22 protein-coding genes are annotated in these 22,666 nt (G+C 46.7%); 20 read left to right on the top strand and 2 right to left on the bottom strand.

The annotated features are described in order from the left end of the window. Positions 1 to 30 precede the first annotated feature (30 nt). The 4 genes from trxB to H6A27_RS07820 all read left to right on the top strand — a co-directional run bounded on the left by trxB (position 31) and on the right by H6A27_RS07820 (position 5,622). Positions 31 to 966, top strand: a complete 936-nt coding sequence (trxB, locus tag H6A27_RS07835) for a thioredoxin-disulfide reductase (protein WP_204508207.1) — start codon at positions 31 to 33, stop codon at positions 964 to 966. A 20-nt stretch (positions 967 to 986) separates the two neighbouring features. Next, entirely contained in the window at positions 987 to 3,797 is a 2,811-nt protein-coding gene (locus H6A27_RS07830) for a M16 family metallopeptidase (protein ID WP_204508206.1), read from the top strand. A gap of 193 nt (positions 3,798 to 3,990) precedes the next feature. Then, on the top strand, positions 3,991 to 4,518 hold the full coding sequence (locus H6A27_RS07825) for a C40 family peptidase (RefSeq protein WP_204508205.1): 528 nt from the start codon (positions 3,991 to 3,993) through the stop codon (positions 4,516 to 4,518). A gap of 18 nt (positions 4,519 to 4,536) precedes the next feature. Continuing rightward, the gene (locus tag H6A27_RS07820; RefSeq protein ID WP_239469613.1) at positions 4,537 to 5,622 is read left to right on the top strand and encodes a DUF4858 domain-containing protein; all 1,086 of its coding nucleotides are present in this window, start codon (positions 4,537 to 4,539) and stop codon (positions 5,620 to 5,622) included. An 85-nt stretch (positions 5,623 to 5,707) separates the two neighbouring features. Here H6A27_RS07820 and H6A27_RS07815 read toward each other — a convergent pair whose 3' ends face one another. Beyond that, positions 5,708 to 6,079 carry a DMT family protein gene (locus H6A27_RS07815; RefSeq protein WP_204402231.1) on the bottom strand — a complete coding sequence of 124 codons (372 nt, stop codon included), beginning with the start codon at positions 6,077 to 6,079 and terminating at the stop codon, positions 5,708 to 5,710. 30 nt (positions 6,080 to 6,109) lie between these two features. Beyond that, positions 6,110 to 6,859: a PP-loop family protein gene (locus tag H6A27_RS07810; RefSeq protein ID WP_204508203.1), complete on the bottom strand. Its 750-nt coding sequence runs from the start codon at positions 6,857 to 6,859 to the stop codon at positions 6,110 to 6,112. Between the two features lie 209 nt (positions 6,860 to 7,068). Here H6A27_RS07810 and H6A27_RS07805 point away from each other — a divergent pair, with 209 nt between their 5' ends. The 16 genes from H6A27_RS07805 (at position 7,069) to H6A27_RS07730 (ending at position 22,665) form a co-directional block, all read left to right on the top strand. Beyond that, positions 7,069 to 8,490: a tetratricopeptide repeat protein gene (locus tag H6A27_RS07805; protein WP_204508201.1), complete on the top strand. Its 1,422-nt coding sequence runs from the start codon at positions 7,069 to 7,071 to the stop codon at positions 8,488 to 8,490. Between the two features lie 6 nt (positions 8,491 to 8,496). Beyond that, positions 8,497 to 9,375 carry a nucleoside phosphorylase gene (locus H6A27_RS07800; RefSeq protein ID WP_204508199.1) on the top strand — a complete coding sequence of 293 codons (879 nt, stop codon included), beginning with the start codon at positions 8,497 to 8,499 and terminating at the stop codon, positions 9,373 to 9,375. Further along, on the top strand, positions 9,375 to 9,860 hold the full coding sequence (locus tag H6A27_RS07795; RefSeq protein WP_204508198.1) for a GAF domain-containing protein: 486 nt from the start codon (positions 9,375 to 9,377) through the stop codon (positions 9,858 to 9,860). The genes H6A27_RS07800 and H6A27_RS07795 overlap by 1 nt, the downstream gene beginning before the upstream one ends. Positions 9,861 to 9,870: 10 nt before the next feature. Continuing rightward, entirely contained in the window at positions 9,871 to 11,307 is a 1,437-nt protein-coding gene (mnmE, locus tag H6A27_RS07790; RefSeq protein ID WP_204508196.1) for a tRNA uridine-5-carboxymethylaminomethyl(34) synthesis GTPase MnmE, read from the top strand. A gap of 228 nt (positions 11,308 to 11,535) precedes the next feature. Next, complete coding sequence (locus tag H6A27_RS07785) at positions 11,536 to 12,693, top strand: site-specific integrase (protein WP_021947372.1); 1,158 nt, start codon at positions 11,536 to 11,538, stop codon at positions 12,691 to 12,693. Between the two features lie 13 nt (positions 12,694 to 12,706). Continuing rightward, positions 12,707 to 14,230, top strand: coding sequence for a hypothetical protein (locus H6A27_RS07780; protein ID WP_021947371.1), 1,524 nt, complete (start codon positions 12,707 to 12,709; stop codon positions 14,228 to 14,230). A 65-nt stretch (positions 14,231 to 14,295) separates the two neighbouring features. After that, positions 14,296 to 15,078 carry a hypothetical protein gene (locus H6A27_RS07775; protein WP_022040906.1) on the top strand — a complete coding sequence of 261 codons (783 nt, stop codon included), beginning with the start codon at positions 14,296 to 14,298 and terminating at the stop codon, positions 15,076 to 15,078. Positions 15,079 to 15,231: 153 nt separating this feature from the next. Next, a complete protein-coding gene (locus tag H6A27_RS07770) occupies positions 15,232 to 15,636 on the top strand; it encodes a helix-turn-helix domain-containing protein (RefSeq protein ID WP_021947369.1) in 405 nt (134 codons plus the stop codon). Further along, a complete protein-coding gene (locus H6A27_RS07765; RefSeq protein ID WP_021947368.1) occupies positions 15,633 to 16,091 on the top strand; it encodes a helix-turn-helix domain-containing protein in 459 nt (152 codons plus the stop codon). Before H6A27_RS07770 ends, H6A27_RS07765 begins: the two co-directional genes overlap by 4 nt. Then, positions 16,072 to 17,148: an AAA family ATPase gene (locus H6A27_RS07760; protein ID WP_021947367.1), complete on the top strand. Its 1,077-nt coding sequence runs from the start codon at positions 16,072 to 16,074 to the stop codon at positions 17,146 to 17,148. The genes H6A27_RS07765 and H6A27_RS07760 overlap by 20 nt, the downstream gene beginning before the upstream one ends. 59 nt (positions 17,149 to 17,207) lie before the next feature. Continuing rightward, positions 17,208 to 18,095, top strand: coding sequence for a toprim domain-containing protein (locus H6A27_RS07755; RefSeq protein ID WP_021947366.1), 888 nt, complete (start codon positions 17,208 to 17,210; stop codon positions 18,093 to 18,095). 243 nt (positions 18,096 to 18,338) lie between these two features. Continuing rightward, a complete protein-coding gene (locus tag H6A27_RS07750; protein ID WP_022040908.1) occupies positions 18,339 to 18,779 on the top strand; it encodes a hypothetical protein in 441 nt (146 codons plus the stop codon). 2 nt (positions 18,780 to 18,781) lie between these two features. Beyond that, positions 18,782 to 19,108 (top strand): DUF4134 domain-containing protein, encoded by a 327-nt coding sequence (locus tag H6A27_RS07745; protein WP_013616559.1) that lies wholly within the window; start codon positions 18,782 to 18,784, stop codon positions 19,106 to 19,108. Between the two features lie 108 nt (positions 19,109 to 19,216). After that, positions 19,217 to 19,525 (top strand): DUF4134 domain-containing protein, encoded by a 309-nt coding sequence (locus H6A27_RS07740; protein WP_371325555.1) that lies wholly within the window; start codon positions 19,217 to 19,219, stop codon positions 19,523 to 19,525. A 12-nt stretch (positions 19,526 to 19,537) separates the two neighbouring features. Further along, positions 19,538 to 19,834, top strand: a complete 297-nt coding sequence (locus H6A27_RS07735) for a DUF4133 domain-containing protein (protein WP_022040909.1) — start codon at positions 19,538 to 19,540, stop codon at positions 19,832 to 19,834. 110 nt (positions 19,835 to 19,944) lie between these two features. After that, positions 19,945 to 22,665: a TraG/VirB4 family ATPase gene (locus tag H6A27_RS07730; RefSeq protein ID WP_087397875.1), complete on the top strand. Its 2,721-nt coding sequence runs from the start codon at positions 19,945 to 19,947 to the stop codon at positions 22,663 to 22,665. Position 22,666: the final 1 nt, after the last annotated feature.

The raw sequence follows: 22,666 nt of genomic DNA, 5'->3' as shown, positions 1-22,666 counted from the left end.
ACTATATAACCAACAAAAAAACTCAACATTATGGCTACAGAACACGTTAAGTGCCTGATTATAGGATCAGGACCGGCAGGATATACTGCCGCAATATATACAGGAAGAGCAAATCTCAACCCTGTACTTTATGAAGGACTCCAACCAGGAGGACAGTTGACTACCACAACTGAAGTGGAAAACTTCCCCGGCTACCCGGAAGGTGTGACAGGTCCGGTACTGATGGACGACTTGAGAAAACAGGCTGAAAAATTCGGTGCAGACATAAGAAACGGAATAGTTACAAAGGCAGACCTGAGCAAGGCTCCTTACACATTCGAGGTGGACGGAGAAAAGGAAATCACAGCCGATGCGGTGATTATATCTACCGGAGCTACAGCAAAATATCTCGGTCTGGAGGACGAAAAGAAATACGCCGGTATGGGCGTAAGCGCATGTGCCACTTGCGACGGTTTCTTCTACAGAAAGAAGAAAGTGGCTGTTGTAGGCGGTGGTGACACTGCATGCGAGGAAGCCATTTACCTGGCAAGTCTTGCCAGCGAAGTTTATCTGGTAGTGAGAAAACCATTCCTGAGAGCTTCGCAGATTATGCAGGAAAGAGTGATGAACCATCCGAAAATAAAGGTACTGTTTGAACACAACGCAGTGGGTCTGTACGGCGACAACGGCGTGGAAGGCATGCACGTGGTGAAGAGAATGGGCGAAGCCGACGAAGAAAGATACGATGTGGCTATCGACGGATTCTTCCTTGCCATAGGTCATAAACCAAACTCTGACATCTTCAAGCCGTGGGTAAAGACTGACGAGGTGGGATACATCATCACCGAAGGTAATACACCATGTACCGGAGTACCGGGAGTGTTTGCTGCAGGCGATGTGGCTGACCCTCACTACCGCCAGGCCATAACTGCTGCCGGAAGCGGATGTAAGGCGGCTATTGAAGCGGAAAGATTCTTGAATAAATGAAGGACTAAAAACTATACAACATGAATTTATTGAAAAAATCCGCCGCTATGATAATATTCGTATGCGGTGTGGCATCAGGCTTCGCACAGCAGATGCCTCCTGTACCTACTGACCCAAATGTACGTATAGGAAAACTTGAAAACGGACTTACTTATTACATCAGACACAACGAATTGCCTGAAAACCAGGCTGACTTCTACATAGCTCAGAAGGTTGGCTCTATACTGGAAGAAGACGACCAGAGAGGTCTTGCCCACTTCCTGGAGCACATGTGTTTCAACGGTACCACAAACTATCCGGGAAACCTGCTTAGAGAATATCTGGAGTCAATAGGCGTGAAGTTCGGAGCTAACCTCAATGCCTATACTTCGATAGACGAGACTGTGTACAATATCTCAAACGTGCCTGTGACGAGAGAGACGGTAGTGGACTCATGCCTGCTCATTCTGCACGACTGGGCTAACGACCTTACTCTGGACCATGAGGAGATAGACAAGGAACGCAAGGTTATCCACGAGGAATGGAGAACACGTACAGGAGCCATGATGCGTATGTACGAAAAAGTGTTCCCCGTAATGTACAAGGACAGCAAGTACGCCTACCGTCTGCCTATAGGAACAATGGAAGTGGTTGACAACTTCCCGTACCAGGCGCTTAAAGACTATTACGAGAAATGGTACAGACCCGACCAGCAGGGTATCATCGTAGTGGGCGATATAGACGTCGATAAGGTGGAAGAGAAAATCAAGAAGATGTTCTCCCCTATCGAGATGCCTGAAAACGCGGCGGAGAGAGTATATTTCCCTGTGCCTGACAATGACGAACCGCTGATAGCCGTAGCGAAGGACAAGGAACAGCAGGTACCGGTAATATATCTGTTCCACAAGCACGACGTAGTGCCTAACGACCAGAAGAACAACATGGGTTATCTTGTGATGAACTACATGAACTCCATGATAGGCAATATGCTAAACGCGCGTCTGAGCGAGATGACACAGAAACCTAATCCTCCGTTCATACAGGCATTTGCCGAGGACGGAAACTATCTGCTGGCTAAGACCAAAGGAGCTTTCATAGGTCTTGCAGTAGCCAAGGAAGACGGTATCCTGACTTCTACAGAGGCACTGATGACAGAGATAGAGAGAGTAAGACAGTTCGGCTTTACAGCAAGCGAATATGCCAGAGCGAAGGCCGACTATCTGAGAAGTCTGGAATCGGCTTACAACGAAAGGGAGAAGATGAGAAACTCACAGTATGTGAACGAATACGTGAGACACTTCATCGACAACGAACCTATCCCGGGCATAGAGAACGAATATGCGATAATGAACCAGATTGTGCCTAACATTCCTGTAGATGCAATCAACCAGGTGGTAAAACAGATTATCGGAGAAAAGAATATCGTGCTGAGTGTGTTCTGCCCTGAGAAGGAAGGAATGAAATATCCTACCGAAGCCGAGCTTAAAGCCGTGATAGACAAGGTGAAGGCAGCCAAACTTGAAGCTTACGTTGACAAGGTTTCGGACGAGCCTCTGATGAAGGAACTGCCTGCCGGAGGTAAGGTGGTGAAAACAGAAGAAGGACCTTTCGGAAGCAAGATACTCACACTGGGCAACGGAGTGAAGGTGGTACTGAAAAAGACAGACTTCAAGGCTGACGAGGTGAGAATGCAGGCATTCAGCACCGGCGGCACATCAATGTTCGACGACAAGGACGCCATCCAGTTCAGACTGATAGACCAGGTAGTAAGCCTTGGCGGTTTAGGCAACTTCAGCAATGTGGACCTCGACAAGGTACTGGCAGGAAAGATGGCGTCGGCATCGGCATACGTGAACAGCCTTACCGAAGGCATCAGCGGCTCATGCTCGCCTAAGGATATGGAGACTATGCTGCAGCTGACATACCTGAGATTTACAGCGCCAAGAATGGACCAGGACGCTTTCACTTCGTTCATCAGCAGAAACAAGGCGGCACTGGCAAACGCAGAAGCCGACCCTAACACCGCATTCAGCGACTCAATCAATGTGGCACTATACAACAGACATCCAAGAGCCATCAGCATAAAGGCTGAGACTTTGGACAAGATAGACTACAGCAAGGTAATGGAACTCTATAAGGACCGTTTTGCCGATGCCAGCGACTTTACTTTCATCATGGTGGGCAACATAGACGAAGCTGTGGCAACACCTCTGATTGAGAAATACCTTGGCAGTCTGCCGTCAATAAATCGCGACGAGAAATTCCGCGACGTAACTCCAGACATCAGAAAGGGACTGTACGAGAACAACTTCACAAGAGAGCTGGAAACAGCCAAATCGTCAGTACTTATGGTGGCAAGCGGAAAATGCGTGTACGACCAGAAAAACGTTGTCATGATGAGCATGTTGGGACAGTTGCTCAACATCCTTTACACACAGACCGTGAGAGAAGATGCCGGAGGTACATACGGAGTGTCATGCAGCGGTTCAATAAGCAAATACCCTGAAGCCGAGGGAGTGTTCCAGATATATTTCGACACCGATCCTGAACGCAGACCTCAGATGGTGGAACTCATCAACAAGGGTATCAGCGACTTCATAGCTCAAGGTCCTAAGGCAGAAGACCTGGGCAAGGTGAAAGAATACATGCTCAAGACATATCAGCAGAACCAGAAAGAGAACTCTTACTGGATGGGCATACTGAACAGAATGCTGTGGGAAGGCGTTGATATGAATACCGGATACGAAACTACGGTAAACGAGATTTCAATCAGCGACCTGAAGAACTTCGCAAATGATTTCTTCGGACAGAAGAACATGATTGAGGTAAGCATGAGCTCGCAGGTGAAATGAGGTTTGGGAACTAACTCTTACTATACGGAGACGATATACTACGGATTTCGGGTATATCGTCTCTTCTTTTATATATAATAAAACCATACATTGTCAGAATAATGTTAAATAGTAACTAAATAGTGCAAAAGGAGAACTTGCAGTAATGAACAATTGACTACATTTGTATTACGACGGCAAACCATAATAGGACATGACAACACTTTCTTATCATAAGATATCACGATGGACTGCAGCGTGTGTGGCAGCAATTGCCCTTTCATCGTGCGGCACACACAAAATGAACTACGATTTCAGAGAACTTGCAGCAGCTGCCATAACGCTGGACATGGACATTGAGATGAACGACAACCACAGACTCTATATTGAGGCGGCCGACTGGATAGGTACACCCTACAGATATGGAGGCAGGACGAAAAAAGGAGTGGACTGCTCGGGACTTACATCGGCTATATACAGAAAGGTGTACAGGAAGAAACTGAGCCGTAGCTCGGAAGAGCAGAGAGACAGAGACTGCAGGAAAGTGGCCAAAAGAAACCTCAAGGAAGGCGACCTGGTATTCTTCCACAACGGAAAGAAGAAAAGGACGGCATCGCACGTGGGGATTTATCTGAAGGACGGCAGGTTCGTACACGCGTCGAGCAGTGTGGGTGTGGTGGTAAGCAGCCTGAACGAGAAATATTACGACAATCACTGGCTACAGGGTGGAAGAGTGAAATGATTTTGGCGAGAGTGAGAGATGGAGGATAATTGCAGAATACATATTCCGGTAATAATTGCCGGTATGCTGATGGCAGCCAATAATATGCTGGCACAACAACTGAACACAGACTTCAAGAAAGATTTCAAGGGAAACAACCATGAAAGCGAGCTGAAGCTGAACGAGGAAGCCATAAAACTGATAAAGTTCGACTTTATGCAGGATTTCAACGACGAGGAGAACAAACCGCTTGAAGCTCCTCTGGAGAAATCGTGGATGAAATTCAAGGCAGACCTCGCCGTACCCAAAAGCCTTACGGACACCACAAAAGTGAGGAAACCCACCGGATACATAAGGATGCTGCCCTACTCCATCTGGACCAAGTTCGGCGAAGACCCAGTGTATGACGTCATGGTGTTCGGGAAAAAACAGAAAGACTACCAAATCACGTGGATCTTCAATCCTTTCAGCGGCTATAAGGAGAATTATGGAGCAAACATATCCCCATCGGCAGGAAGCATAAGCGACGGAATAAGGATTCGGGGAGCCGGAATAACTATAGGAGGTCTGGATTTCATGGGATTGATATACGATAATCTCACCCAAAGAGGCAGAATGCTAAAACATAACAGGAAGCATGCCAACGCATGGAAGATTTATCAGACATATCAGCCTACAAAGGCGGACAGCCTGAAATTCCCCACATTCTACAGCGGCATGACGTCGCCAGTATTCGACTACAGCAGGGCGGGAAAAGATACAGCCATCATAGGCGACTTCCCTATCCTTTCGGACTCGGCAAGGGCTGAGATAGAGAAGGTGACGGCTATCAGAAGAGACTCACTGAGAAAAGAATATCTGGAAAAAGCCAACGAGGAAGCCGACAAGGACAGAAGCCCCGACAGGGTGAAAAGGAACTTCAGATGGAACGTCAGGAAAGCCAGGGCAGCAAAAAGACTGAAAGATGAGGAAGACGAGCTGAAAGCCAAGGAACAGAAGATGCTGGACGAACTGCCGGGCAGTATGGACAGCATATACAACTACATGCGCAAGAAGGAAGAGCGTGAAGCCGCGAAACGTGCGGAAGAAGAGAGAATAAGGAAAATGAGATTCGGACTGGAATAAGCCGCGGGAACGGCAAAAAAAATGCCGGCACATCTTGAACAAAACGCCACCGTGTTTTGACTGAAACACGGCGGCGTTTTACTGCTCATTTCTTGAATATGAAATACACCGCTAAAATAAGGCAACAGAAAGCAGCAAGATGATTCCACTTCAGCTCCATCTTGAAGGCTATTACAGAGAAGATGGTAAACACCACGAGAGTGATTACCTCCTGAATGACCTTAAGCTGCATGATGTCGAAAGGTCCGCCACTCTCGCGGAAACCTAAACGGTTGGCAGGAACCTGCAGACAATACTCGAAAAAAGCTATAGCCCAGCTGAAGGCTATAACACCAATCAAAGGCAAGGATTCGAACCAGCTGTATTCACGCATCTTCAGATGGCCGTACCATGCGAATGTCATAAAAATATTTGACAAAATCAGCAATAATACCGAGAAAATTCCATGTGATAACATATTGTGAGTTTTTTAGTTTTTAGTCGTCATCTATTTATTAATTGTTTTCGGCAGCATATCCTCCTGTATGTTGCCCATACTGCTCCACAGACTGTACTTTGCCTCCGGATTCATTTCCTCCAGACGGCGCAGCACCTCTTTCATGTCCGAACGGTGAGAATCCTTCTCATAAGGACAGTTCTTTATCTGCTTACGGTAACCGCGGATACGAGCCATATCAACCAAATCCGATTCGTGCAGCAGACACATCGGCCGTATTATCGTCATATCAAACTTGCGCATTACCAACGAAGGAGGCATAGTGCTGACTGCTCCCTGAAACGTCATGTTCATGAGCAAAGTCTCAAGAATATCGTCCATGTGATGGCCTAAGGCTATCTTGTTGCACCCGTATTCCTTGGCCACGGTAAACAGAGCCTTACGCCTGTTCCACGAACACAGGAAGCATGGCGACTTGCGTGTGTCCGTAGTAGGGTCGAACGAGGTGGTGTAAGTCACGAGCTCCACACCGAGCGAGCGGGCGAACTCGCGCAGATACGTAGTGTCCGACTTGTATTCGATGTTGCTCATCTCCACATGCACCGCCATCACCGAGAAACGCGGCTTGAATATCCTCGAACGCATGGCAAGCAGCTCAAGCAGAGCCATGGAGTCCTTTCCTCCGGACAAACCTACAAGAATCTTGTCGCCGTCGTCAATAAGGCCGTAATCGACTATTCCCTTCAGGAAACGCTTGTTTATCCTGTATAATATCTTGTCCTCTTCTGTCTGTTTTACCATATATAGTTTTAAAAAGCGGGTGCAAAGGTACTGATAAAATGTCTTTATTCGGTCTTGTCAGCCGTTTTTTTTGCGGACATTCCATAATTTATAAAAAAATGCGCTACTGTAATGTACTAAATAATATAAGATAAATACCGGCTTTCGGATATTATGCGTATATTTGTAGAATATAAGAGCAAGAGAAGGAAAAATACACTAAAGACATTATGAACATAAAAATAAAACTTACAGCAATAGCACTGTTGATGTTTTCTGCCGGGGCGGGAGCACAGACACTGAGCCAGGCTCAAAAATGGTTCATACAAGGCGAATTCGAGAAAGCCAAACCTGTATTCCAGAGACTGGTGAAACAATCGCCGTCGAACGCCAATTACAATTTCTGGTACGGGGCATGCTGTTACGAGACCGGGGAAATGGAGGAAGGACTGCCCTACCTCGAAAAAAGCGCGGCAAGAAAAGTAATCAACGCTTACCTCTACGTGAGCAAGGCATACTACGACATGTACAGGTTTGACGACGCGATAGAAAACCTTGAGGAGCATATCTACTGGCTGGAAAAGAAAAAAAGGGATACCGCAGAAGCCGAAGAACTGATGACGAAGTACAGAAAAGGAGAACGCATGATAAGAAGCGTGGAAAACATCGCCGTGATAGACAGCTTTGTGGTTGACAAACAGAATATCCTTGACGCTTACAAGCTGAGCGAACAGGCCGGAACTCTGACAATGACTAATGATACAGCCACGAACATTGACAATATGACAATAGAATTCGTGAACGAGATGGGCGACAAGAAACTGCTGTCGGAAAAAGACGAGGAAGGAATCTGCAAACTGTATGCAAGCATGAAACTGATTGATAGTTGGAGCACTCCTCAAAAGCTGAAAGGCATAAACGAGGATATGGCGGAACTGAACTTCCCATTCATGGATTCGGACGGAACAACGCTTTATTTCGCCGCAAAGGGAGATGACAGTATGGGAGGATACGACATATTCATCACCCGTACGGACTCGGAAGAAAACTCGTATTTCAGACCTGACAATATAGGCTATCCCTTCAACTCCACTTTCAACGACTACATGTATGCCATAGACGATTACAACGAATTAGGATGGTTCGCCTCGGACAGGTATCAGCCGGAAGGAAAAGTGTGTGTGTATGTGTTCGTCCCAAACGAATCGAAAACAACATACGACTATGATGCCATGGACGCCGGCAAAATGATTTCGCTGGCTAAACTCGACAATATAGCCCTTACGCAGACGGACAACAACATCGTGGCAAAGGCAAGGCAAAGACTCGCAAAGGTGATGTACGCTTCAGAAAACAAGCATAAGAAGACTGACTTCACTTTCATAGTGAACGACAACAGGATATACACATCGCCGGACGACTTCAGAAAGCCCAAGGCAAAAGAACTGTTCCGGGAAATGAGCAAGAAACAGGACGACCTGAATGCCTTGGAAAAGGAACTCGGGCAATTGAGGGAGAAATATTCCAAGTCGGACAAGGCATCAAAGGATTCCATGGCACCAGGCATACTGGACAAGGAAAAAAGGGTGAAAGACCTAAGAACCGAAATTGACGGAATGACAACCGAGATAAGAAACATCGAACTTAAATAAACGCCTATGAAAGAATATTTTGCTCCTTCGGAACTGATTATAAATGAAGACGGATCGGTGTTCCATCTGCATCTGAAACCGGAACAGCTGGCAGGGAAGGTAATATTGGTGGGAGACCCCGGACGTGTGGCAACGGTGGCATCGCACTTCGACAGCAAAGAATGTGAGGTGGAAAACAGGGAATTCAGAACCATAACCGGCACATACAAAGGCAAGAGGATAACCGTGGTCTCGACAGGCATAGGATGCGACAATATCGACATAGTGATGAACGAGCTGGACGCCCTTGCGAACATAGACTTCAGGACAAGATACGAGAAGGATGAGCTGAAATCGCTGGAACTGGTGAGAATAGGGACATGCGGAGGATTGCAGCCAAACACTCCCGTGGGAACATTCATCTGCTCGGAAATATCAGTAGGATTCGACGGACTGCTGAACTTCTATGAAGGACGGAACGCCGTGTGCGACCTGCCACTGGAACGGGCATTACTTAATCACCTCGGATGGTCAGGAAATATGTGCTCCCCTGCCCCATATGCCATTCACGCCAACGAGGAAATGGTAGAGCGCATAGCAGGCGGAGACATGGTGAGAGGCATCACGGTGGCTTGCGGCGGTTTCTTCGGTCCGCAGGGAAGGAAACTGCGTGTACCGCTGGCAGATCCGCACCAGAACGAGAAAATAGAAAGTTTCGAATACGACGGACGCAGGATAACCAATTTCGAGATGGAAAGCTCGGCACTTGCAGGACTGGCAAGACTCATGGGACACAAAGCCACGACAGTATGTATGGTGATAGCCAACCGCGTAGCAAAGGAAGCCGACACGGGATATAAAAACCAGATAGACGATTTGATTAAACTTGTTTTGGAAAGAATATAATGGAAGAAAGTTTCGTACAGGAAAAGAATATCAGCAAAGAGGAAAAATACTTACGCTTCATTGAACAATACTCACGTCTGATAGAGGACGAGAAAAACATCATCAGTGTATTAGCCAACACTACGGCGGCACTTAAGGAGGCATTCGGCTTCTTCTGGACAGGATTTTATCTTATAGACAATGGAGAACTCCATCTCGGTCCGTTTCAGGGCTCTGTGGCTTGCTATCGCATCAGAAAAGGCAGAGGAGTTTGCGGTACGGCATGGGCTGAAGCAAAGACACAGGTGGTGGCGGACGTGGACAAGTTTCCGGGACACATAGCCTGCAGCTCGCTGTCGCGCTCGGAAATAGTAGTACCGATGATAAGCGACGGGAACGTAGTAGGAGTTCTGGACATAGACAGTGACGAACTGAACACTTTCGACGATACAGACCGCATATACTTGGAAAAGGTCGTGGAAATGATAGTAAAAAATTTATACTGATTCAATAAAGATGAACATTCTATACACAGATGACACAATATGTGCCATAGCGACGGCACAGGGAGGAGCGATAGGGACAATCAGAGTGTCAGGAAAGGAAGCAATAACCATAACGGACAAGATATTCACTCCGGCAAGTGGTCCTACCCTATCCGGGCGCAAACCATATACACTGACTTTCGGACACATCAACGGAGAAAACAGTGAGATAGTAGATGAGGTATTGGTAAGTCTTTTCCGCGGACCACATTCATATACAGGTGAAGACTCAACGGAAATTTCATGTCATGGCTCATCATATATACTGCAACAGGTAATGCAACTGTTGATAAAGAACGGCTGTCGTGCCGCAGGACCGGGAGAATTCACACAGAGGGCATTCCTGAACGGCAAGATGGACCTAAGCCAGGCAGAAGCCGTAGCAGACCTTATAGCATCAACATCGGCAGCATCGCACCGCATGGCAATGAACCAGATGCGCGGAGGATTCAGCCGTGAACTGTCGCAGTTAAGGGAAAAACTATTGCATCTCACCTCCCTTATGGAACTGGAACTGGATTTCAGCGACCATGAGGAACTGGAATTTGCCGACCGTAGCGAATTGTCCCAAATAGCGTCACAGGTGGAAGGAGTGATAAACGGCCTTGTACAGTCATTCAGCGTGGGAAACGCGATAAAGAACGGTATTCCTGTGGCAATAATCGGCGAGACTAATGCAGGTAAATCTACCCTGCTCAATGCGCTGCTGAACGAAGAACGTGCTATAGTGAGCGACATTCACGGTACTACCCGCGACGTGATAGAAGACACGATGAACATAAAAGGAATTCTTTTCCGTTTTATTGATACAGCCGGAATACGCGAGACATCGGACACCATAGAAAGCATAGGCATAGAACGCAGTTTCCAGAAACTGGACCAGGCTTCGATAGTTCTGTGGGTGATAGACAGCACTGAAGCTGAGACACAGATAAACGCGTTGAAGGACAAGGTTATTCCACGATGCGAGGGCAAAAAACTCATCTTGGTAATGAACAAATGCGATATGGTAAATAATGCTGAGCAGTCTGATTGTCTGAAGGAGCCGTCCGGAGCAACCATCTTAACATCAGCAGATTCCGGTATGAATTATGAAATGATTTCCATTGCCGCAAAGCAACGTGAAGGAATAACAGAATTGCAGAAACTCCTTGTAAAAGCTGCCGCACTGCCCGAAGTGACTCAAAACGATGTGGTGGTAAGCAACGTCCGTCACTACGAAGCCCTCTCGCATGCTCTTGAAGCAATCCACCGCGTACAGGAGGGCATGTCAATAGGCTTATCCGGCGACTTAGTGAGCCAGGATTTACGTGAATGTCTGTTCCACTTAGCTGAAATCGTAGGCGGAGAGATAACGAACGATGAGGTGCTTGGGAATATATTTAAGAATTTTTGCATCGGAAAGTGATATAAAGAAAAGAAAATCATAAAAAGAGAAAATATATATCTGTAAAATGCGTATTATCAGGCACTTTTCAAGATATATGTATTTTCTCTTTTTCTTCATGTTTTCTGCGTTATTACATATTTTTTCCTTATTTTTGTCCCCAGTTTGTCCCCCAGACCATTAATGAGGGACAAAAAACTGTCCCCCGACAAAGGGAAAATTTAATAACCAATAAAGCAGGAAACAGTCATGGCAAAGAAAACTATCGCACAAAAGGAACCGGTCAAGCTCCGTGAGAAGAAGCTGAGCAATGGAAACATCAGCCTGTATCTTGACATATATAGAAACGGGAAGCGTCACAAAGAATACCTGAAATTATACTTGATAGAAGCAAAAACACCTATCGAGCGGGAACAGAACCGACAGACTTTAGCAACGGCTCAAGCAATTAAATCAAAGCGTTTAATTGAGATTCAAAACGGGGAATATACATTCACTCATCAATTCAAGGAGGATACTCCATTCCTGGAATATTACCGTAACATGGTTAAAGAACGGAATACTCCAGATACAAGAGGCAACTATGGCAACTGGCAAAGTTGCTTGCGTTATCTGGAGCTGTACTGCGATGAGAAAACAACTTTCAGAGATGTTACACCAGAATTTATTTTGGGGTTCAAAGATTTCTTAGAAAGTGTTGAAAAGGACACACACAAACGCAGGGGGCCGCGCAGAGAACGTGATGTGTTTCAAGGTCTGTCTCAAAATTCGAAAGCGTCCTATTTCAGAAAACTTAGCGCCTGTATCAACCATGCTTATGATGAAAGGATTATTGCCGTCAATCCATTACGCGGAATTGAAGGGTTCAAAGATGCAGAGGTCAAGCGTGATTATCTGACATTAGAGGAAGTCAGAAAATTAGCGGAAACGCCGTGCCGCTATCCCGTACTTAAACGTGCGTTCCTCTTTTCCTGCCTGACTGGATTGCGTAAATCCGACATCCAAAAACTCTTGTGGGGAGACGTGCAAAAATTTGGTGAGTTCACAAGAATTATCTTCAAACAGAAAAAGACCGGCGGCCAGGAATATTTGGATATTTCACCTCAAGCGGAAAAATATCTTGGAGAAAGAGGAAATCCAGAAGATCCTGTTTTTACCGGATTCACATACGGCTCCTGGACATCCGTAGAGTTGCAACGATGGAGCATGACTGCAGGAATAAAGAAAAATTTAACATTCCATTGCGGGCGCCATACCTTCGCAGTCCTGATGCTCGACTTGGGCACGGACATCTATACTGTATCAAAACTGCTCGGGCACAAAGAACTTTCCACGACACAAATATATGCCAAGGTTCTTGATAAGAACAAGCAGAACGCAGTATCACTTATTCCGGAAATCGGTTAACAGCATTTGATTTATGACAAGACAAGATTTCGTTATAAAAGTAGCCAAGATAAACAAGATTCTGGGAGAATTAAAATATGGGATAGACATAGACACTATTCTGGATTTTTCTTTTCTTACACCTCAGTTATTAATGTTAGCGGAATGGACGGCAGACATACAGCAATATATAAGCCAAGAGCCATCCCCTTCCCTTGCACGGCAAATTACAAGCATAGGATATACAGACGAAATAAAAAAGTATCTGGCAAAACACAAGGAAGACATAACTCCTACTGCTTGCGTGACACTACTTATTGATTCTATTAAAAGGTTACAGTCATTATTTGAAATATGCAGGCAGTATCAGCGTGAAGAAAAAGGCCAATACAAGGATTTGGTAGAGACGCTGGCCAATGAGCAAGTAGCAACCCTTTTGCAAAGAGCCGTTGATGCCGGACTGTTGGACAATCATTTCCAGCCAACTCCAGATACAAAAACACTACAACTGAGAGTCATTGCATTTGCAGTATCTTCTATATGCAAATTTCCACGAATTTATGTAGATTTCGAGAAACAATGGAGCCATACTACCTCGTATAGAATCAGCACATGCAGTATCCCTAAATACAGGACCAAATTCTACGAATACGCGAAATCCCTTTATCCAGAAGTGGACTTTTCGCCCTTAGAGTCATCGTGTGGGATTGAGACCTTCTATACCCCACAAAGTCCAGAAGATATAACCAAGATGTACAACGAGCTGATAAAATACAAGTATATTGCTCCTGATACAACGCTCGATGTCTTTAATGGGATTTTTGACAAAGCGAAGTTTGTAAAACCTGTCGAATGGATTAAGGAGCAACGCTTGCTGGCATATTTTTTATATTTGGCTTTTGGCAAATGGAACAAGAAGAATTTATGGGTAAAAGGCGGAAAATGTTTTCTAATCAACGGAAAAGCTCCCCATATAGCATGTTTTAAGTCAGGTTACAGCTCGATTAAACGCTTAGGGTGGATGGATAGATTTGACACCAGACTAAAAGCCATCTGTGAAGAATTTAACCATATTGAAGAAACCGCAAAAGAAAAAGTGGAAAATAAAGGGCGGATTATCCACATTGGCAAAGAGGTGTTCTATTCAGACAAAAGCGAAGAAAAGAAACAAGCGGTATTTTCAGGGCTCATCAATGGCGGATATATTTCGCCAACCACTTCAATTGATATATTCATGGGAATTTTTGATGAAACGGTATTTACCCGGCCTGTATTATGGATAAAAAGTCAGGTATCACTCATGTACTTCGTTTATTTGTCATTCAGAGCAGATAATCCTTTTGACTTTTGGACAAAATGCGCCAACTGCTTTCAAATTCGAGAAGGCAAGCCCATAAACCGGGAAAGCCTAAGATGCAATTTCCGGTCGATCATAAGTAAAGGGAAACTGGATACCTATGACATAGAATTGAAAAGAATTGCTGATGAGTATAATAGTTGTACAATAAAAAAGGAAGCAACAGCCTCCGATAGAAAGGCTAAAGCATATATTACCTAACATCAAATTCAATCAAGCAATGACAAAGAATTTAACTTTGCTCCTCTCTCTTTTTGAAAAGAGCGATGCGCGGAGCCGGAAAGACTCCTGCGCAAACCGGTGAACAAGGGTTATTCCGGTTGGTCTATCAAGCCCATGAAGTTTATAAAGCTGAAGTCCTAACTCACAGAAAATGTTACAGGCGCTTCATGCTTGACTTTATTCATTCGACGCAATACCACGATGCTACTGACGCTTGGAGCAAGAATGAACATCAGAAGAATTATTGCATTGTTTCAGAGCTATTGGAAAACCATGAAAAGCTGGTATGCCAATACTTCAGTCAGTCCACCTTAGACGAAACCCAAATTAAAAAATTGCTCGATACATTCAATACATCCGAACATCTCCAAACAAAATCCCGGATACAAAGTTTCCAAAACAGCCGTCAATCAGAACAGCCCCCTTTGCCAGATTCCTATGAGCCATTGATTGACAAAGACACAATCGGCCTCATTGTACAGCTTGTCAATGAGGTCGGCCTGTTTATAGAACAACTGGATGTGAACGATGTCATCACCCGATATGAGAGAGCCATGTTAAATCCGGTCACATCGAAAAACAACACACGGTTGGTGTTGCTACTTGACAAACTCGCCATGCACGACATCATACCGTATGACTGGCAATCGGTCATTGCCAAAAAGCAGCTTGTCAGAAGTTCTTCCGGTAAGAAATTTCTCAATCAGCATGACCTATCCTCTACCCTTAACAGGATAAAGGACATACAACCGAGTATCTCTGAAAAGAAATTCTTCGCGACAATAGACCGGTACATAAAGCTAATCAAAGACAAAGAAATAGACTAAAAGAAAGCAAATTTGTTGAGAGTCGTGTTGATAGAAACGTTGACACTCAACACTATCAACATGCTCATCAGGAAGCTGTCCATAACTTTGCCCTCCGTAATCAATAACTGCGGAGGGCAAACCTTCTATTGTCAAATTTAATTTTAGCAATAAATGAAACAACGAAGAACAAACAGTGGAAGCAGTCCAGTTTTCCGATATATCAGACAGATGGAAAACATGGTTTCCAAAATGACATCCGAGAAACCCATCGAACGTATCCAATCCTTGGAGCAGCGAATCGGCGAAGTCGATAAAATTCCCAATATAGAGAATTTTGTCCGTCAGATAAAGGAGCGCATGTGGATTACCAAAGAAGTGCTGACCATTTCCGAGGCATCCGCCTATCTGGGGCTGTCAGAGAGCTACATCTACAAGCTGACCGCCTCCAAACAAATCCCCCATTACAAGCCCAACGGCAAACTCGTCTATTTCAACAGGAAAGAGTTGTGCGACTGGGCTTTGAGAAATCAAGTGAAACCCCATCAGGAAATGGCAATTAAAAACAACGTATTATGAAAAAGAATGACATGGACATCATACTATCCCGCATTGAAAGGCTAAGTGTCTTCATTGAGGGAAATACATTGGAGGGCTTTCAGAGGGAAATATTAAGAGTAGAGAACTACCTGCAACGTTTCGCCAAGCTGGACGAACTGCTGGCTCATCTGAAAAACGTGGAAAAGATAGCATATGCGGCAAAGGATTTTCTGAACATAGACGAAGTTGCAGCGTATCTGCAAGTATCCAAGAGCTTTGTCTATAAGCTGACATCCACCAAGGAACTTACCGTTTACAAGCCCAACGGCAAGAACATATTCGTACTCCGGGACGACCTGAACGACTGGATAAGACGTAATCCATGTTTCTCCTACGAAGAAATCGACAAACAGGCCAATGTTATGTCGTATCGCCTTGAAAACAACAACAAACGTAAACGCAGAACAAGAAGAGATGGAAACGGAAAGATCTAATTTTATGTTTCCGGATACGCACAGAATAGACGAGGCGAAATACAAGTCGCTGCTGAAATATATCCGGCTCAATGTCACAGAACAATACGATTTCCCTCAAGAGATTGTCCAGATTGACGGTGTGACCATAGCCACATTAGGCAATTTCAGTGCATCCACGGGGAAACCTAAAAGCAAAAAGACCTTCAATGTAAGCGCCATAGTCGCATCGGCGCTTTCCGGAAGAGAGGTATTGAAATACAAAGCTGACTTGCCTCCGTGCAAGAACCGTATCCTTTATATTGATACGGAACAGAGCAAATGCCACTGTCATAAGGTACTTCAAAGAATACTGAAACTGGCAGGTATGCCCATAGACCAGGAGAATGACCGCATTGAGTTTTTTGTTCTCCGCGAATACACTCCCGACCAACGCAGGGACATCATCAAATGGGCCCTCCATGAAGAAAAAAATATCGGGCTGGTTATCATAGATGGAATACGCGACTTAATCCATGACATCAACAGTCCAAGCGAGTCACTTGATATTATTAATGAGCTGATGAGATGGTCAAGCTATTACGAGCTTCACATCCATACGGTACTCCACCTGAATAAAGGAGATGACAATACCAGGGGGCATATCGGTACCGAATTGAATAATAAAGCTGAAACCATCTTGCAAATCTCCAAAAATATAGAAAACGGAAGAATCAGTGAAGTAAGAGCTATGCATATCAGGGATAAAGAGTTTGTACCATTTGCCTTTGAAATCGGAGAAGACTCGCTTCCCCATTTGGTAAAAGACTATCAATTTAAGATGAACAAGAAAGACAGGCTGTCTTCATACCTTGACATGACAGAACAGCTACACCGTTCTGCTTTGGAAGTCGCCTTTTCCGACAACACCTCATTTGGCTATCAGGCATTGCTTGACGCACTAAAAAAGGGATATGACAGCATCGGTTACACCAGAGGAAGAAATACCCTGGTCAATCTGTGTAAGTTCCTGATTCAACATAACGCGATACAAAAGAATGGCCGGGAATACCGTTACAACGAGAATTTCAGCATCTGAGCCGTATCGGTTTAGTTTGCGGGTATATATAAAGAAACCATACTAAACACAGGATGCACATGAACATATCGGAAGCGAAACAAATACGGATTGTGGACTACCTGCGACTTCTCGGCCATGAGCCGAAGAATGCGCGCGGGGGACAATACTGGTATCTTTCCCCTTTCAGGGAAGAAAAGACGCCGTCGTTCAAGGTGAACGACCGGCTCAATGAATGGTATGACTTCGGGGCGGCTACCGGGGGCGACCTCGTGGAACTGGGCAAGCACCTGTACGGAACGGACAGTGTAAGCGAGGTGCTGGCCTGCATCGAACGGCACACCGGAACCAATGAACTGCCGAGGGTTCGGCTTCCGGCGGTGATGCTCCGGCCGGTGGAAGCGGAAATGAAGGATATAAGGGTGGTGCCGCTACGACACCATGCGCTGCTGTCGTACCTCCATTCCCGGATGATCGATGCCGACATCGGAAAGATATTCTGCAAGGAAGTGCATTATGAGTTGCGCAAGCGACACTATTTCGGACTGGCATTCTGTAATCTGTCAGGAGGCTATGAAGTGCGCAACCCTTACTACAAGGGCTGCCTGAAGAATAAGGATGTTTCGCTGATAAGCCATACGCACGGCGAGACGCAGGGCCACGTGTGCGTCTTCGAAGGATTCATGGACTTTCTCTCCTATATGACCCTGCGGCAGGCCGGAGACAGGGAGATATGCCTTGAAGTTCCTTGCGACCATCTCGTGATGAACTCCGTAAACAACCTTAAAAAGGCATTGGGACACTTGCAAGAATATCCGTTCATCCATTGCTACCTCGACAATGACCTTGCCGGACAGAAAACTGTGGAAACCATCGCCATGCTGTTCACCGGGAAAGTCAACAACGAAGCCTACCGGTACGACGGCTACAAAGACCTGAACGACTATTTAAGAGGCAAAAGACGCTGACCCGGCCAGCGTGTCAGAATTTATGAAGCTCTCCTGACGGAGGGCTTCTTTTTTTTGTCTGCCAATGCGCATTTTCAAGTATGAAACAGCTGTCAGAATATGATTTTAGAGTATGATTTTTAGAAATACCATAAATCTTATTAAGGAAGCAGCAATTTGTATTTCAATTATTTCTTAATATAGAACAGATGGATTTTCTTTGCAAATCAAATTTTGAATACAAAATAAAATTCATATTAGGATATGAAATCATACTTTATATTCGCAATCATTCTGACGGCAATCTACGTCGTTTACTATGCGGCCAACATCGCCAGGGACCTGTACCGAAAGAGAAGCCAGGGCAGGACGGACGAGGAAGTCTTTGAAATCGACCCCGATAACGGGCAGGACAGCGTGGCGGTGACGGAAAGCGAGACCGGATTCAACGTCGGGACGGAGAAGTACGAGACCGCATTTGATAATTCCGGCACTTCCATACAGGACGGCGCGGCAGACACAGACAAGGAATCGGCCGAAGAGCGGTTTGCCCGTATGAAGGCCGAAGCCGAGGCGAAAATGGAGGACAGTACCCCTTACCTGTCAGAGGCATTCACAGCGGACGATATGTACAAGGCGATAGTTTCCGGCGGCCGTCTGGAGAACCGTCCCGCAATGGCGTGGAAACCGATGGACAAAATTTAGCGATGAAAACGAAGAAGACAGTATGCGCCTTGCTGATGCTCACGGTTCCCTGCTTCGCCTTCGCCAAGAGCGGAGCCGTAAACTATTCATGGGGAGCGGATGCGCTTGCCACCATGCACGACTTCGTGGTGACGATGATGATGTACGTCCTTTACATCTGTTATGCGGTCGCCTCCGTGCTGGCCGTCATATCCGCGCTCCAGATCTATATCAAATGGAACACGGGAGAGGACGGCATCGTGAAATCCATCCTGATGCTGTTCGGGGCATGCATGTTCATCATAGGCGCCTCCATCGTATTCCCGGCCTTTTTCGGCTACCGCATATAGAAAAGAGATTCAGAATATCAATGATAGTAATCACTAAAAGTAACGAGAATGAAGAAGTTAAAGAATGCAATGAAAAGAATCGTAGGCGCAGTATTGTACAAGGTTGCGATGCTCGCCATTCTGTTAGTGTCGGGGCCTGCCGCACTGATGGCGCAGAACACCGCAGGCGACTACACGGCCGGAACCAACGCCCTGACCACCGTGGCGGAGGAAATCGCCAAGTATGTACCCATCATGGTGAAGCTGTGCTATGCTATCGCCGGAGTCGTGGCCATCGTGGGCGCCATCAGCGTCTATATCGCGATGAACAACGAAGAGCAGGATGTCAAGAAGAAAATCATGATGGTCGTGGGCGCCTGCATCTTCCTGATTGCGGCGGCACAGGCACTTCCGCTGTTTTTCGGTATCGGCGGCTAAAAAGGAGACGCGATGAAAGGCAGGGACGAACGCTATCCGGACTACCCGTTGTTCAAGGGGCTTCAGCGGCCCCTTGAGTTCATGGGCATACAAGGACGGTATATCTACTGGGCGGCGGGTTCGGCAGGCGGAGCCATTGTCGGTTTCGTCATTGCCTACTGCCTTGCCGGTTTCGTGGCCGGACTGGTGGTATTGGCCGTCATCCTGTCTGCGGGCATCTCGCTCATCATCCTCAAGCAAAGGAAAGGCCTTCACACCAAGAAGAACCGGAAAGGAGTGTATGTCTATGCCCGCTCGAAGAAGATATGAAAAAAGAAAAAGCCATGACGGAGAGCGCGTGGCCTATTGAATGTTGAACCCGGGCAGGCCCGCTTTGGAACAGGCGAGTCTGCCCTTACTTAAGCAGAAAGCAACCGACAATGACACTGTACATCATACTGATTTTCATCGCCCTCTGTGCGGGCATGGCCATTTCGGTCCATGCTTTTGGCACGGGCGGCAAGCGCAAGCGCATCTTCCAGGACATCTATTTCACCGTGGAGGACGTGAACGGCATCGGGGTGCTGTACACCAAGACCGGGGAATACTCGGCCGTCCTGCGGATGGAGAACCCCGTGCAGAAGTATTCGGCCAACATCGACAGCTACTACGAGTTCACAAGCCTGCTCACCGCCGTCGCACAGACGCTGGGCGAAGGCTATGCGATACACAAGCAGGACGTGTTCGTGCGCAAGCAGTTCGAGGATGTGACGGGCGACCGGCACGAGTTCCTATCCTCCGCCTATTTCCGGTACTTCAAAGGCCGGATGTACACGGACAGCGTATGCTACCTGACCATTACGCAGGAATCAAAGAAAAGCAGCCTATTCTCTTTCGACGGCAAGAAGTGGCGCGACTTCCTCGTGAAGATACGCAAGGTGCATGACCAACTGCACGATGCAGGCATACAGGCGGAGTTCCTGGATAAGCCCCAGGCGAATGCGTTCGTTGACCGCTACTTCGCCATGAACTTCAAGGACAGGATTGTCTCGATGACCAACTTCAAGGTGGACGATGAGACGGTCTCGATGGGCGGCAAGCGTTGCAAAGTGTACAGCCTCGTGGATGTGGACTGTGCCGCGCTGCCTTCGCTCGTCAGGCCCTATACCAATATAGAGGTGAACAATGCGGAGATGCCCGTTGACCTGCTGTCCGTCATCGACAGCATACCGGAAGCCGAGACGGTGATCTATAACCAGATCATCTTCCTGCCCAACCAAAAGCGGGAACTGGCGGCGCTTGACAAAAAGAAGAACCGTCACGCAAGTATCCCCAATCCCGGCAACCAGATGGCCGTGGAGGACATCAAGCGTGTGCAGGAGATAGTTGCCAGGGAGAGCAAGATGCTCGTGTACAGCCATTTCAATCTTGTTGTAGGGGTATCTGCCGACACAGACATACAGAAATGCACCAATTATCTGGAGAATGCCTTCGGTCGCATGGGCATCCACATCAGCAAGCACGCCTATAACCAACTGGAACTGTTCGTCGCCTCTTTTCCCGGCAACTGCTATGCCCTGAACGAGGACTACGACCGTTTCCTGACCCTGAGCGACGCAGCCATGTGCCTGATGTATAAGGAACATATCCAGCACAGCGAGGAAACGCCGCTGAAAATCTACTACACCGACCGCCAAGGCGTGCCGGTGGCCATCGACATCACCGGAAAGGAGGGAAAGAACAAGCTGACGGACAACTCGAACTTCTTTTGCCTGGGGCCTTCGGGCAGCGGCAAGTCGTTCCACATGAACAGCGTGGTGCGCCAGCTCCATGAGCAGGGCACGGACGTGGTGATGGTTGATACGGGTAATTCATACGAGGGATTATGCGAGTATCTGGGCGGCAAGTACATCAGCTATACAGAGGAAAAGCCCATCACCATGAACCCTTTCAACATCACCCAGGCAGAACTGAATATCGAAAAGATAGACTTCCTGAAAAACTTGATTTTACTGATATGGAAAGGGTCGGACACGAAAATCACGGAACTGGAGTTCCGCATCGTAGAGCAGATGGTGACGGACTATTACGACGCTTACTTCTACGGCTTCGACGGTTACGACCCCGTGCAGCGCGAGAACCTGCACAAGACCTTGATAGCCGCCGAGAAGCGGAAAGGCAGATGGAATGCAGAGAACCTGCCGGAACTGGAACAAAAGGTGGACAGCAAGATACGCCTGCTGGAGGAACGGCGGAAAGCCTTGAAAGTAAACTCGCTGTCGTTCAATACCTTCTATGAATACTCCTGTGAACGGTTGGAACTTATCTGTCTGGAAAACAACATCACGGAGATAGACTACGACAAATATACCTACATGATACAGCCGTTCTACAAGGGCGGAAACTACGACAAAATATTGAACGAGAACGTGGACACTACCCTGTTCTCGGAAACGTTCATTGTCTTCGAAGTAGATGCCATCAAGGAAAATAAGAAACTGTTTCCCATCGTAACGCTTATCATCATGGACGTGTTCCTGCAGAAGATGCGCATCAAGAAGAACCGGAAAGTCCTTGTGATAGAGGAAGCGTGGAAGGCCATCGCCTCGCCGCTCATGGCCGAATACATCAAGTTCATGTACAAGACCGCAAGAAAGTTCTGGGCCTCGGTGGGCGTGGTGACGCAGGAGATACAGGACATCATCGGCAGCGAGATAGTAAAGGAAGCCATCATCAACAACTCCGATGTGGTGATGCTGCTCGACCAGAGCAAGTTCAAGGAACGGTTCGACAGCATCAAGGCCATTCTCGGACTGACGGATGTGGACTGCAAGAAGATATTCACCATCAACAGGTTGGAAAACAAGGAAGGGCGCAGCTTCTTCCGCGAGGTCTTCATCCGGCGTGGTTCGACCAGCGGCGTGTACGGCGTGGAGGAGCCGCACGAATGCTATATGACCTACACCACCGAACGCGCGGAGAAGGAAGCGTTGAAACTGTACAAGAAAGAACTCCGTTGCAGCCACCAGGAAGCCATCGAAGCCTACTGCCGCGACTGGGATGCCAGCGGCATAAGCAAGTCCCTACCTTTCGCCCAGAAGGTGAATGCGGCGGGGCATGTGTTGAATCTGAAAAAGAGGGATAAAAACAATCAGCAATAAA

This window comes from Bacteroides caecigallinarum, from assembly GCF_016902295.1.
Taxonomy (GTDB): Bacteria; Bacteroidota; Bacteroidia; order Bacteroidales; family Bacteroidaceae; genus Phocaeicola; species Phocaeicola caecigallinarum_A.
The sequence above is the reverse complement of the archived record's forward strand: the minus strand, read 5'-3'. Positions and strand labels throughout refer to the sequence as shown.

What these genes read in the sequence shown, in the direction of transcription:
- trxB (WP_204508207.1), top strand. Translation starts at nt 31, where the DNA reads ATGGCTACAGAACACGTTAAGTGCCTGATTATAGGATCAGGACCGGCA.
- H6A27_RS07830 (WP_204508206.1), top strand. Translation starts at nt 987, where the DNA reads ATGAATTTATTGAAAAAATCCGCCGCTATGATAATATTCGTATGCGGT.
- H6A27_RS07825 (WP_204508205.1), top strand. Translation starts at nt 3,991, where the DNA reads ATGACAACACTTTCTTATCATAAGATATCACGATGGACTGCAGCGTGT.
- H6A27_RS07820 (WP_239469613.1), top strand. Translation starts at nt 4,537, where the DNA reads ATGGAGGATAATTGCAGAATACATATTCCGGTAATAATTGCCGGTATG.
- H6A27_RS07815 (WP_204402231.1), bottom strand. Translation starts at nt 6,079, where the DNA reads ATGTTATCACATGGAATTTTCTCGGTATTATTGCTGATTTTGTCAAAT.
- H6A27_RS07810 (WP_204508203.1), bottom strand. Translation starts at nt 6,859, where the DNA reads ATGGTAAAACAGACAGAAGAGGACAAGATATTATACAGGATAAACAAG.
- H6A27_RS07805 (WP_204508201.1), top strand. Translation starts at nt 7,069, where the DNA reads ATGAACATAAAAATAAAACTTACAGCAATAGCACTGTTGATGTTTTCT.
- H6A27_RS07800 (WP_204508199.1), top strand. Translation starts at nt 8,497, where the DNA reads ATGAAAGAATATTTTGCTCCTTCGGAACTGATTATAAATGAAGACGGA.
- H6A27_RS07795 (WP_204508198.1), top strand. Translation starts at nt 9,375, where the DNA reads ATGGAAGAAAGTTTCGTACAGGAAAAGAATATCAGCAAAGAGGAAAAA.
- mnmE (WP_204508196.1), top strand. Translation starts at nt 9,871, where the DNA reads ATGAACATTCTATACACAGATGACACAATATGTGCCATAGCGACGGCA.
- H6A27_RS07785 (WP_021947372.1), top strand. Translation starts at nt 11,536, where the DNA reads ATGGCAAAGAAAACTATCGCACAAAAGGAACCGGTCAAGCTCCGTGAG.
- H6A27_RS07780 (WP_021947371.1), top strand. Translation starts at nt 12,707, where the DNA reads ATGACAAGACAAGATTTCGTTATAAAAGTAGCCAAGATAAACAAGATT.
- H6A27_RS07775 (WP_022040906.1), top strand. Translation starts at nt 14,296, where the DNA reads ATGCGCGGAGCCGGAAAGACTCCTGCGCAAACCGGTGAACAAGGGTTA.
- H6A27_RS07770 (WP_021947369.1), top strand. Translation starts at nt 15,232, where the DNA reads ATGAAACAACGAAGAACAAACAGTGGAAGCAGTCCAGTTTTCCGATAT.
- H6A27_RS07765 (WP_021947368.1), top strand. Translation starts at nt 15,633, where the DNA reads ATGAAAAAGAATGACATGGACATCATACTATCCCGCATTGAAAGGCTA.
- H6A27_RS07760 (WP_021947367.1), top strand. Translation starts at nt 16,072, where the DNA reads ATGGAAACGGAAAGATCTAATTTTATGTTTCCGGATACGCACAGAATA.
- H6A27_RS07755 (WP_021947366.1), top strand. Translation starts at nt 17,208, where the DNA reads ATGAACATATCGGAAGCGAAACAAATACGGATTGTGGACTACCTGCGA.
- H6A27_RS07750 (WP_022040908.1), top strand. Translation starts at nt 18,339, where the DNA reads ATGAAATCATACTTTATATTCGCAATCATTCTGACGGCAATCTACGTC.
- H6A27_RS07745 (WP_013616559.1), top strand. Translation starts at nt 18,782, where the DNA reads ATGAAAACGAAGAAGACAGTATGCGCCTTGCTGATGCTCACGGTTCCC.
- H6A27_RS07740 (WP_371325555.1), top strand. Translation starts at nt 19,217, where the DNA reads ATGCTCGCCATTCTGTTAGTGTCGGGGCCTGCCGCACTGATGGCGCAG.
- H6A27_RS07735 (WP_022040909.1), top strand. Translation starts at nt 19,538, where the DNA reads ATGAAAGGCAGGGACGAACGCTATCCGGACTACCCGTTGTTCAAGGGG.
- H6A27_RS07730 (WP_087397875.1), top strand. Translation starts at nt 19,945, where the DNA reads ATGACACTGTACATCATACTGATTTTCATCGCCCTCTGTGCGGGCATG.